The sequence below is a fragment of the Candidatus Zixiibacteriota bacterium genome, assembly GCA_020853795.1.
Lineage (GTDB): Bacteria > Zixibacteria > MSB-5A5 > CAIYYT01 > CAIYYT01 > JADJGC01.
In genome coordinates this window covers 1-9,976 of sequence record JADYYF010000082.1, presented here as the reverse complement: position 1 = coordinate 9,976, position 9,976 = coordinate 1, and the positions used below count along the sequence as shown (strand labels likewise).

Genomic DNA, 9,976 nt, shown 5'->3' with positions numbered 1-9,976 from the left:
GCCGCGGAAGGCACCTACAGCCTGACCGGCTCGATGGCGGACCATCGCCTCCGGGTCGCGAGCAACAGGATCGGCGCACTGGCGGCGGCGCTGGCGCTGGAATTGAATCGCCAGGGATTGTCGCTTCCGGTCGCCGGACAACTGAGCAAGTTTACCGCGAACGATTTTGACAAGAATTGGCTGCGAGCGGCGGCGGCGGATTTGCTGGCGCAACGCGGCAAGAGCATCGTCTGCGCCGGACGGCGCCAACCGGCGGCGGTGCATGCGCTGGTCTTTGCAATTAACGAGGCGCTCGGCAACCTGGGCGCGACCATCGATTATCGCGAGATTGTCGATGCGATGCTGCCGCAGCGCAAGCAACTGGCGACGCTCACGCAGCAGTTGGCGGCGGGGCAAATCAACACGCTGGTGATGCTCGGCGGTAACCCGCTGCAGAATGCGCCGGCGGATCTGAATTTCAAGTCGGCGCTGGCCAAAGTAGCGACGACGATTCATCTGTCGCTCTATCGGGATGAAACCTCCAAGGCAGCGACGTGGCATGTGCCGATGGCCCACTACCTTGAGTCGTGGGGTGACGCGCGTTCGAGCGACGGCACAGCTTCGGTGATCCAACCGATGATTGAACCGCTGTTCGGCGGCCACAGCAGCATCGAGATGTTGAACCTGCTGGCGACGGGCGAAGACAAGCGCGGTTACGATATCGTGCGTGAGACCTGGACGGGTCTGGTCAGCGGGGCATTCGAAAAGAGCTGGCGGCGGACCTTGCATGATGGATTGCTGGCGAGTTCGGCAGCACCGGCAGTGGCGGTCACTTCGACGCCGAGCGCCTTGGCGGCGGCCATGAGCGGCTTGAGCGACGGCCGCGACGAGTTGGAAGTCGTGTTCCTCCCGTCGACGCAGGTGCACGACGGACGCTTTGTCAATAACGGCTGGCTGCAGGAGATGCCGCATCCGATTACGAAACTCACCTGGGATAACTGCGCGATGATTGCGCCGGCGACGGCCAAGCAATTGGGCGTCAAGAGCGGCGATGTCGTGCAATTGACGACCGGCGGTCGCTCAGTTGAGATTCCCGTCTGGATCGTGCCGGGACAGGCAGACAATTGTCTGGCAATCGAGCTGGGCTACGACCGCGAAGAATTCGGCCGCGTGGCGGAAGGCGCCGGCTTTGACGTGTATCCGCTGCGCACGACGGATGCATTCTGGTTTGCTACCGGTGTGTCGTTGACGAAGCTGGGACGCGAGTATCAACTGGTCTCGGCGCAGGATCACTGGTCGATGGAAGGCCGGCCGCTGGTACGCGAGGCCAATATCGAAGATTATCGGCGGCATCCGAAGTTCGCGCAGGAAGCGGTGGAGCATCCACCGCTGGAGTCGCTGTGGGAGGAGCGCGATTACTCGCAGGGCTACCAGTGGGGCATGGCGGTCGATCTGAATACCTGTATCGGTTGCGGCACCTGCGTGCTGGCGTGCCAGAGCGAAAATAATATCCCGATCGTCGGCAAGCGGCAGGTCAACAACGGCCGCGAGATGCACTGGCTGCGCATAGACCGGTATTTCTCCGGTTCGATCGAAGATGCCGCGATGGTGCATCAACCGGTGATGTGCCAGCACTGCGAAAACGCGCCGTGCGAGCAGGTGTGCCCGGTGGCGGCGACGGTGCACGACAAGGAGGGGCTGAATGTGATGGTCTACAACCGCTGCATCGGGACGCGCTATTGTTCGAACAACTGCCCGTACAAGGTGCGGCGTTTTAACTATTTCAATTTCACCAAGGACACGCCGGAGATCGTGCGGATGGCGATGAATCCGGACGTGACGGTGCGGTTCCGCGGCGTGATGGAGAAGTGCACGTTCTGCGTGCAGCGTGTCAGCGAGGGACGAATCAAAGCGAAACTGGAAGACCGCACGATCAAGGACGGCGAGGTCAAGACCGCCTGCCAGCAGGCGTGTCCGACCGATGCGATCGTGTTCGGCAATATTAATGACCCCGACAGCCGGGTGAACAAAGTCAAGGCGCAGAACCGCAACTACGCGATGCTGGCGGAATTGAACGTCAAGCCGCGGCTGACCTATCTGGCAAAGATTCGCAATCCGCATCCGGAACTGGCGGGCACTCCGGAGACGGGCGGACATCACGGTTAAGAGCGATTGAGGATCGAGAATTGAACGCACAGAGCGAAAGCCATCCGGAAATTCTGATCGCCGGCAACCCGAAGTTCAGCACGGTGACGCAGCATATCAGCGCGATCGTGGAAGATCGCACCAAGATGGGCTGGGTGCTGTTGTTCGGCGCGGCCACATCGATCATGCTGATCCTGTTCGGCGCGATCGGGTACCTGTTCTATGAAGGCATCGGCATCTGGGGCAACAATCAGCCGGTCGGCTGGGCGTTCGACATCGTCAACTTCGTGTTCTGGGTCGGTATCGGGCACGCCGGGACGCTGATCTCGGCGATCCTGTTCCTGTTCCGGCAGCGGTGGCGGACTTCGATCAACCGCTTCGCCGAGGCGATGACGATTTTCGCGGTGATTTGCGCGCTGATGTTTCCTTCGATTCACGTCGGCCGGGCGTGGCTGCTGTACTATGTGATGCCGCTGCCGAATCAGATGTCGATGTGGCCGAACTTCCGCAGTCCGCTGTTGTGGGATATGTTCGCCGTCGGCACGTACTTCACCTGTTCGCTGCTGTTTTGGTATGTCGGTCTGGTTCCCGACCTGGCGACGTTGCGCGACCGCGCCAAAACGCGTTTGCGCAGAGTCCTCTACGGTATTTTCTCGCTCGGCTGGCACGGCGGCAACCGGCAGTGGAAGCATTATGAACTCGCCTACCTGATACTGGCCGGCATCTCGACCCCGCTGGTGTTGTCGGTGCACTCGATCGTGTCGACCGACTTTGCGACCTCGGTGCTGCCGGGCTGGCATACGACAATTTTCCCGCCGTACTTCGTGGCGGGGGCGATTTTCTCCGGCTTCGCGATGGTGATGACGCTGGCACTGATCGCGCGCAAGATCTACCGGCTCGAGAATTTCATCACCATGAACCATCTGGAAAAGATGAACAAGATCATGATGGTGACCGGTATGATGGTTGGTTACTCGTACGGCTGCGAGATGTTCATCGCCTGGTACTCGGGTAATCCCTACGAGCAATTCGCGTTCTTTAACCGCGCGTTCGGGCCGTACTGGTGGTCGTACTGGATCATGGTGAGCTGCAACGTGATCATTCCGCAAATCTTCTGGTGGAAGAAGGCGCGGACGAATCTGGTGTGGATGTTCATCGCGTCGATTCTGGTCAACGTCGGCATGTGGTTTGAGCGGTTTGTGATTCTAATCACGCTGACGCGCGACTTCCTGCCGTCGTCGTGGGGCTGGTACTGGCCGACGATCTGGGATTTCACGATGCTGATCGGTTCGTTTGGATTGTTCTTCACGCTGTTCCTGCTGTTCCTGCGTTTCCTGCCGATGATCTCGATGGTCGAGGTGAAGGGCGTGTTGCCGCAGGCGGATCCGCATCATCACGCGCCGGATACCGCGCCGGCGGCGAAGCCGGGCGATGAGCGGCCGCGGCCGCATCCGGGGATCGAGCCGGGACCGGCGCTGGGAGGAGCGAGTTGATGAGCGCGGTCACGGGAAGAGTTACGGCGGTAATCGCCCAATTCGACACGCCGGCGGATTTATTGCACGCGGCGGAGAAAGTGCGCGATGCCGGCTATAAGCAGTTCGACTGTCACTCGCCGTTCCCGATTCACGGGATGGATCGCGCGATGGGCGAGAAGCGCTCACCGCTGGGATATATTGTCGGCGCGGTGGCGCTGGTGGCGTTCTCGGCGATGACCTACTTCATCTATTGGGTGACGACGTCGGGCTACCGGATGGTGATTTCCGGCAAGCCGGACTTCAGCTACCAGGCCTTTGCGCCGGTGGTGTTTGCGGTGACGGTGTTGGCGTCGGCGATCGCGGCGACGTTTGGCATGATGATTCTCAACCGGCTGCCGCAGTTGTGGCATCCGCTGTTCGAGTCGGGATCGTTCCGCAAGTTCTCCGATGACGGGTTCATTGTCAGCTTGCACGCGGACGACCCGAAATTCGATCCGCAAAGCGCGGCGGATTTCTTGAAGCGGATCGGCGGCAAGAATGTCGAGACCGTGGAGGTGACGGCCTGATGCGCGGTAGGGTGACGATGCGGTTGACCGCGGCAGTGCTGCTGGCGGCGGCGCTGGCGCTCGGTTGTGTGCGCGGCCGGCCGTCGGATGACCCGCCGATTCACTTGAATCCGAACATGGACCGGCAGGAGAAATATCTGCCACAGGCGGAGAGCAAGTTCTTCGCCGACGGCATGACGATGCGCAAGCCGGTGGCCGGAACGGTGGCGCGCGGTGAACTCAACGAAGACAACGCTTACTATCGCGGTCGCGACGAGCGGGACAGCCTGATCGCCCGGATGCCGGTGGAGATCACGATGCAGTTGCTGCAGCGCGGTCAGGAGCGCTTCAATATTTATTGCTCGCCGTGCCACGGCAAGACCGGTGACGGCAAGGGTATCATCGTACAGCGCGGCATGTTGCCGCCGCCGAGTTTCCACGAAGCGCGACTGCTGCAGGCGCCGGACGGCCATTTCTTTGATGTCATTACCAACGGCATCCGCAATATGCCGACCTACCGGCATCAGATTCCGGTGCCGGACCGCTGGGCGATCGTGGCGTATCTGCGCGCGTTGCAGCGGAGTCAGAATGCAACGATCAACGATATTCCCGTCGACCTGCGCGGAAACGTGAACTGAGGAGAAGCTGAACGCGCATGCGCTTTGATGCACAAAATCATCGCCTGACCGACAGCGGCAAATTCGGCACGATCATGCTCGCGATCGGTGTGATCGGCATTGCCGCGAGCATCGCCGGATACTTCGTTGATGCGCAGCAGTTCTTGGCCTCGTACCTGACCGCGTTTACCTACTGGGTGAGCCTGGGGCTGGGCGGCTTATTCTTTGTGATGCTGCACCACCTGGTCAACGCCCAGTGGAGCATCGTGCTGCGGCGGATTGCCGAGAACGTGATGTACGCGCTGCCGCTGATGATTGTGTTCTTCCTGCCGGTGGCGTTCGGGCTGGGAAGTTTGTACAAGTGGACCGATACAGCGTACGTGGCGGCGGATCACTTGCTGTCGCTCAAGGCCGGATTTTTGAATACCGGCTTCTTCCTGATTCGCTCGTTCGCTTATCTGGTGATCTGGGCCGTGCTGGCGATCAAGCTGTACCGGCTGTCGCTGCAACAGGATCAGGGGCACCAACCGGGATTGACGAAGACGTGGCGCAAGATCAGCGCGCCGGGAATCATCGTATTCGCGATTACGCTGACGTTTGCATCGTGGGACTGGCTGATGTCGCTGGATGCGCACTGGTACTCGACGATTTTCGGCGCCTATTACTTCGCGGGCGCGACGATGGCGATGATGGCCTTCACGCTGCTGACGGTGCTCCTGCTCGCGCGGCGGGGCATTCTGACTGACGTCATTACGGTTGAGCATTATCACGATCTGGCGAAGCTGTTGTTCGCCTTCATCGTGTTTTGGGCGTACATGGGCTTCTCGCAGTACTTCCTGATCTGGTATGCGAATATTCCCGAAGAGACGATCTGGTACCAGCATCGCTGGGTGGGATCGTGGAAGGCGATCTCGCTGCTGATCGTATTCGGGCACTTTGCTGTGCCGTTCCTGTTGTTGATTACGCGCGCGGCGAAGCGCAGTGCGCTCTGGCTGATCGCGATGTGCGTGTGGATGTTATTCATGCACTATATTGACCTTTATTGGTTAGTATTCCCTAACTTTTCGCACCACGGCGCGCATTTTTCCTGGATGGATTTAGCCACCATGATGGCGATTGGCGGCGTATTTGTTTGGTACTTTTGGAAACGCTTAGCGGAGCAGCCGCTGGTGCCGGTGAACGATCCCCGGCTGGCGGCCTCGATGAAGTTTGTCAACCAGTAAGGCAGATTGATGAATCATTCTTCGGAAGCACAGGCGCAAGTCGGCCACGCCGGCTACGAAAAACGCGACGTCAACATCGTGTGGGCGGGAATCGTCACGGCGGTGATCGTGATGATCATTGTGCTATCGGTGGCGTTCGTCGACGAGATTTTCGTCGCGACCAAGGAAGCGATGGTGACGCAGTATCAACTGGCGCCGGAGAATAATCAATTGCGCGATTTGCGCGCCCGCGAAGCGGAAGTGCTGACGACCTACAAGCTGCTCGATCCGCAGAAGCAGATTTACCGCATCCCGATCGACCGTGCCATGCAGGTGCTGGCGGATGAAGCGTACACCTCTCAGCGCTCGGCAGTAACTCCCCGATGACCATGGCCAGCCGAATTTTCCTCGTGGTTATCGGTGGGCTCTTAATATCGAGCATGTGGATCGACGTAGATGCCCAGGTGGTGCGCGACAGTGTGCCGGAGTTGCAGAAGATCGATATCATCGAGCACCCGGGCGACACCGTGCCGTTGCAGTTGGCCTTCAACGACGATGCCGGGCGGCCGGTGCAACTGGCGGAGTATTTCCACCGGGGCAAGCCGGTGGTGCTGACGCTGGCCTACTACAATTGTCCGATGCTGTGCACCGTGGTGCTGAACGGGTTGTCGGATGCGGTGCGGGAGCTGGACCTGCGGCCGGAACAGGACTTCTTGCTGGTGACGGTCAGCATCAATCCGAACGAGACGGCGGAGCTGGCGGCCGGCAAGCGGTCGCGCTACATGCAGGCGCTGGGCGAGCAGGGGCAGAACAACGGCTGGCGGTTTTTGGTCGGCGACTCGACGCAGTCGCGCGCGCTGGCGGAGGCGATCGGATTCAAGTACTTCTATGATGAAGCGATCAAGGAATATGCGCATCCGGCGGGAGCCTTCGTGCTGACCCCCGATGGTGTGATCTCGCGCTACCTCTACGGGCTGGATTTCAAGCCGCGCGACCTGAAGTTCGCGCTGATCGAAGCCTCGCATGGCAAGATCGGCACGACGCTGGATCGGCTGATCCTGTACTGTTACCATTATGACCCGGCGGCGAAGGGCTACGTCGTGCTGGCGGGAAATATCATGAAGCTGGGCGGTCTGCTGACCCTGGTGATACTAACGGTATTCTTGAGTTTACTGTGGGCGCGCGAACGGCGATACCGGGCCGCGCGAGTCGCAGCCTGAGCGCAATTATTACGAACGGAGCTGGCGTAGCTTAATCATGGACAAGACTGGTAGCTTCTTCCTGCCGCCGCCGCATTCAACAGTCGCCGGTGACGTTGACGCGCTGTTCAATTTCATCTATTTCTCGTCGGCGATCCTGCTGGCGCTGGTGACGGCAGCGATGGTGTTGTTTATCGTTCGCTACCGCCGGCGCGGCGCCGCCACGACCACATCGGGAATAGCGCACAACACGGCGCTGGAGATCACCTGGACCTTGATCCCGACGATCGTGGTGTTCATCATTTTTGCCTGGGGTTTCAAGGGCTTTATCCGCCTGCACGTGGCGCCGGCAAATTCGATGCAGGTGAAGGTGACAGGTCAAAAGTGGTTTTGGTCGTTTGACTATCCGGACGGCGCGAGCAGCGTCAATGAATTGCTGGTGCCGGCGGGACAGCCGGTGAAGCTGTTGATGTCCTCGAAGGACGTGATCCACAGCTTCTACGTGCCGACTTTCCGTATCAAAATGGACGTGCTGCCGAACCGGTACACGATCGCCTGGTTCGAGGCGACCGACACCGGCAACTTCAACCTGTTCTGCACCGAGTACTGCGGCACCAAACATTCCGAGATGATCGGCAAGGTGCGGGTGGTAACGGAGCGGCAATATGCCGAATGGCTGGAGACGCAATCGGGGCCGGGCGCGGGCGAATCGCTGGTCGATTACGGGGCGCGGCTGTATTCGCAGAAAGCCTGTATCACCTGCCACAGCTCCGACGGCAAGGCCGGTACCGGGCCGACGTTCAAGGGCATCTTCGGGCACACGGTGGATCTGGAAGGCGGCCAGTCAGTGGAAGTGGACGAGAACTATATCCGCGAATCGATCCTGGAGCCGAAGGCGAAAGTCGTGCGCGGATTCCAGCCGGTGATGCCGACGTATCAGGGGTTGCTCAAGGACAAGCAGATCGACGGGCTGGTCGAATATATCAAGTCACTGAAGTGAGCGAGTGCCGAAAATGAGTGAAGCCGTAATTCCGCAGAAAAATTATCTGAACGACCCGAAAGGGCTCAAGTCGTGGTTGCTCACGCGCGACCACAAGCGCATCGGCTTGATGTACCTGTTCGCGATCATGTTCTTCTTCCTGGTCGGCGGGGTGTTTGCGTTGTTGATTCGCTGGGAGCTGTTGAAGCCGACGGCGGACATCATGACGCACGACACCTACAACAAGATGTTCACGCTGCACGGCGCGATCATGATCTTCCTGTTTATCATCCCGTCGATCCCGGCGGCGTTGGGGAATTTCGTACTGCCACTGATGCTGGGGGCGAAGGACGTGGCGTTCCCGCGGTTGAATCTGGCCAGTTGGTATGTGTATGTGGCGGGGGCGATCATCGTGCTCTACTCGGTGGTCACCAACGCGGTCGATACCGGCTGGACGTTCTATACGCCGTATTCGACGACGACGAATACCGCGGTGATCTCGATGACCTTCGGGGTGTTCGTGCTCGGCTTCTCGTCGATCTTCACCGGTTTGAATTTCATGGTGACGATCCACAAGCTGCGGGCGCCGGGAATGACCTGGTTCAACATGCCGTTGTTTGCCTGGGGGATTTATGCGACGTCGATCTTGCAGGTGCTGGCGACGCCGGTGCTGGGGATAACGCTGGTGCTGCTGATTCTGGAGCGCGCGCTCGGGATCGGCATCTTCGATCCGGCCCTCGGCGGCGACCCGGTGCTGTATCAGCATTTCTTCTGGTTCTACTCGCACCCGGCGGTGTACATCATGATTCTGCCGGGCATGGCGATCATTTCCGAGACGATCTCGACGTTTTCGCACAAGAAGATATTCGGCTACAGGCTGGTGGCGTTTTCGAGCCTCGGCATTGCGCTGGTCAGTTTCCTGGTCTGGGGGCACCACATGTTCACCTCCGGGCAGTCGGAGTTGGCGGCGGTGATTTTCTCATTCCTGACATTTCTCGTCGGTATCCCGTCGGGCATCAAGGTGTTCAACTGGCTGGCGACGATGTACAAGGGGCAGATTTCGCTGGAAGCGCCGATGTTGTACACGCTCAGTTTCCTGTTTTTGTTCACGATCGGCGGCGTGACCGGCATCATGCTCGGTGCGCTGTCGGTGGACGTGCATCTGCATGACACCTACTTCGTCGTGGCGCATTTCCATTACGTGATGATGGGCGGCACGGTGATGGCATTCCTGGCGGGGCTGCATCACTGGTGGCCCAAGATCTGGGGGCGGCTCTACAATGAGAAACTGGCGGCGCTCGCCTGCGCGCTGATCTTCATCGGTTTCAATATGACGTTTTTCACGCAGTTCATCCTCGGCTCGCAGGGGATGCCGCGGCGGTACTTCACTTACGTCGAGCAGTATCAACCGTTGCACGGCTTCTCATCGATCGGCTCGTTTGTCATCGGCACGGGCTTCATCATCATGGCATTCTATTTGATCTATGCGATCTTCAAGGGCAGACCGGCGGGCAACAACCCGTGGGGCGCGCTGACGCTGGAATGGCAGACGACTTCGCCGCCGCCGGCCGAGAATTTCGAGACCGATATAGTCCCCACCCATGGACCGTACGACTACGACAAGGTGGTCGCGGCGAGCACGAGGTAAGCAGCGATGTCGACACACTCAGCCAGCCACGATCATCCGGCGTACTTGCAGCATCATTTTCACGAACCGGCGCAGCAGGCGGAAGCGGCCAAGCTGGGCACGTGGTTGTTCCTGCTGACGGAAATTTTGCTCTTCGGCGGGCTGTTCTGCGCGTACGCGATCTTCCGCTCCTGGTACCCGGAGATGT

General features: G+C 59.6%; 10 protein-coding genes. All 10 read left to right on the top strand.

Annotation, left to right across the window (positions count from 1 at the left end; translation table 11 throughout):
- A partial coding sequence (locus IT585_06525) for a 4Fe-4S dicluster domain-containing protein (GenBank protein ID MCC6962890.1) occupies positions 1–2,145 on the top strand: 2,145 nt, incomplete at its 5' end.
- A 125-nt stretch (positions 2,146–2,270) separates the two neighbouring features.
- A complete protein-coding gene (gene nrfD, locus IT585_06520) occupies positions 2,271–3,617 on the top strand; it encodes a polysulfide reductase NrfD (GenBank protein ID MCC6962889.1) in 1,347 nt (448 codons plus the stop codon).
- A complete protein-coding gene (locus IT585_06515; GenBank protein MCC6962888.1) occupies positions 3,617–4,165 on the top strand; it encodes a DUF3341 domain-containing protein in 549 nt (182 codons plus the stop codon). Before nrfD ends, IT585_06515 begins: the two co-directional genes overlap by 1 nt.
- Before the next feature lie 17 nt (positions 4,166–4,182).
- Positions 4,183–4,782, top strand: a complete 600-nt coding sequence (locus tag IT585_06510) for a cytochrome c (GenBank protein MCC6962887.1) — start codon at positions 4,183–4,185, stop codon at positions 4,780–4,782.
- Between the two features lie 17 nt (positions 4,783–4,799).
- Positions 4,800–5,984 (top strand): hypothetical protein, encoded by a 1,185-nt coding sequence (locus IT585_06505; protein ID MCC6962886.1) that lies wholly within the window; start codon positions 4,800–4,802, stop codon positions 5,982–5,984.
- 9 nt (positions 5,985–5,993) lie between these two features.
- The gene (locus IT585_06500; protein MCC6962885.1) at positions 5,994–6,350 is read left to right on the top strand and encodes a hypothetical protein; all 357 of its coding nucleotides are present in this window, start codon (positions 5,994–5,996) and stop codon (positions 6,348–6,350) included.
- Between the two features lie 2 nt (positions 6,351–6,352).
- Entirely contained in the window at positions 6,353–7,183 is an 831-nt protein-coding gene (locus tag IT585_06495; GenBank protein ID MCC6962884.1) for an SCO family protein, read from the top strand.
- Positions 7,184–7,220: 37 nt separating this feature from the next.
- Positions 7,221–8,162: a cytochrome c oxidase subunit II gene (coxB, locus tag IT585_06490; protein MCC6962883.1), complete on the top strand. Its 942-nt coding sequence runs from the start codon at positions 7,221–7,223 to the stop codon at positions 8,160–8,162.
- Between the two features lie 13 nt (positions 8,163–8,175).
- Complete coding sequence (gene ctaD / locus IT585_06485) at positions 8,176–9,789, top strand: cytochrome c oxidase subunit I (GenBank protein ID MCC6962882.1); 1,614 nt, start codon at positions 8,176–8,178, stop codon at positions 9,787–9,789.
- A gap of 6 nt (positions 9,790–9,795) precedes the next feature.
- The coding region (locus IT585_06480) for a cytochrome oxidase subunit III (GenBank protein MCC6962881.1) at positions 9,796–9,976 on the top strand (181 nt) is incomplete at its 3' end.